This is a genomic window from Alteromonas sp. ABH2_165 (genome assembly GCF_056159945.1).
In genome coordinates this window covers 1-2,058 of record NZ_JBSWWF010000016.1, presented here as the reverse complement: position 1 = coordinate 2,058, position 2,058 = coordinate 1, and the positions used below count along the sequence as shown (strand labels likewise).

Annotated in this window: 1 protein-coding gene; it reads left to right on the top strand. The window is 55.6% G+C overall.

Annotated elements, in window-relative coordinates:
- Positions 1 to 2,058: beta strand repeat-containing protein (locus ACXAFQ_RS20355; protein WP_474825197.1), on the top strand; the 2,058-nt coding region annotated here is incomplete at both ends.

The following is a 2,058-nucleotide window of genomic DNA, read 5'->3' as shown; positions in this document are numbered from 1 at the left end:
TCGACAACAACGGTGAAATCGATACCGCTGCACCATCGGTTACGTTGGACGCGCAGACAACAGGTAACGATGCGACGCCAACTGTTTCTGGTACCACGGATCTGCCAGGAGGTGAAACCGTCTCGATCACTGTGACCGATGCCAATGGTGATGCTCAGACCTTCACCGCTACCGTACAACCTGACGGAACATTCAGCGCAGACGTACCAGCGGACATGGCCGACGGTGCTTATACCGTTGAAGCCACTGCCACCGATGCCGCGGGCAACGCCACTACCGCTACCGACAACAACGGCGAAATCGATACCGCTGCACCAACCATTACATTGGATGCGCAGACAACAGGTAACGACGCGACGCCTACGGTATCAGGCACCACCGACTTACCTGTCGGCGAAACGGTATCGATCACTGTGACCGATGCCAATGGTGATGCTCAGACCTTTACGACAACGGTACAGCCTGATGGCTCGTTTAGTGCGGATGTCCCTGCGGACATGGCCGACGGTGCTTATACCGTCGAAGCTACTGCTACAGATGCTGCCGGTAACGCGACTACGGCAACCGACAATAACGGCGAAATTGACACAGCTGCGCCAACGGTAACACTAGATCCTCAAAATACGGGTAATGACGCCACCCCCACAGTGTCAGGAACTACTGATTTACCAACCGGAGAAACTATATCGATTACGGTAACGGATGCTAATGGCGATGCCCAAACCTTTACGGCAACCGTCCAGCCTGATGGCTCGTTCAGTGCCGATGTGCCAGCAGATATCGCAGAAGGTGCCTATACCGTTGAAGCGACTGCCACGGATGCAGCAGGAAATACAACGTCTACTACAGATAATGGTGGAGTATTAAATACTGCAGCGCCAACGCTCACGTTAGAGCCACAATCCCCTGATACCGACACGACGCCGACTATCTCTGGAAGCACCGATCTTCTAGCCGGTGACACCGTCTCAATCACGGTGACGGATGCTAATGGTGATGCACAAACCTTCACGGCGACCGTGCAACCTGACGGAACATTCAGCGCCGATGTACCTACTGCTCTAGCTGAAGGCGCTTACACGGTAGAAGCCACCGCCACCGATGCTTCTGGAAATACAGCAACAACAACGGAAGTTGGCGGTGAAGTTGATACAACTGCGCCAACGGTAACGTTAGACGCGCATACAACCGGCAACGATGCGACGCCGACGGTTTCTGGAAGCACAGATCTGCCAGTAGGCGAAACCGTGTCGATCACGGTAACCGATGCCAATGGTGATGCCCAAACCTTTACGGCAACGGTACAGCCTGATGGCTCGTTCAGCGCGGATGTGCCAGCGGACATGGCCGACGGTGCTTATACCGTTGAAGCCACTGCAACAGATGCGGCGGGTAACGCGACAACGGCTACCGACAACAACGGTGAAATCGACACCGCTGCACCAACCATTACATTGGATGCGCAGACGATAGGTAACGACGCCACGCCAACGGTTTCTGGAAGCACAGATCTGCCAGTAGGTGAAACCGTGTCCATCACAGTGACCGATGCTAACGGTGATGCCCAAACCTTCACGGCAACGGTGCAGCCAGACGGTTCATTCAGTGCCGATGTCCCAGCGGACATGGCCGACGGTGCTTATACCGTTGAAGCCACTGCAACAGATGCGGCGGGTAACGCCACTACCGCTACCGACAATAACGGTGAAATCGACACCGCAGCGCCCACCATCACGTTGGACGCGCAGACAACCGGCAACGACGCGACGCCAACGGTATCAGGCACCACGGATTTACCGGCTGGTGAAACTGTGTCGATCACGGTAACCGATGCCAATGGTGATGCCCAAACCTTCACCGCTACTGTTCAGCCTGACGGTTCGTTTAGCGCAGACGTACCAGCGGACATGGCGGATGGTGCTTACACCGTTGAAGCAACCGCAACCGATGCCGCGGGCAATGCCACAACGGCCACCGACAACAACGGTGAAATCGATACCGCTGCACCAACCATTGCATTGGATGCGCAGACAACAGGTAACGACGCCACGCCAACGA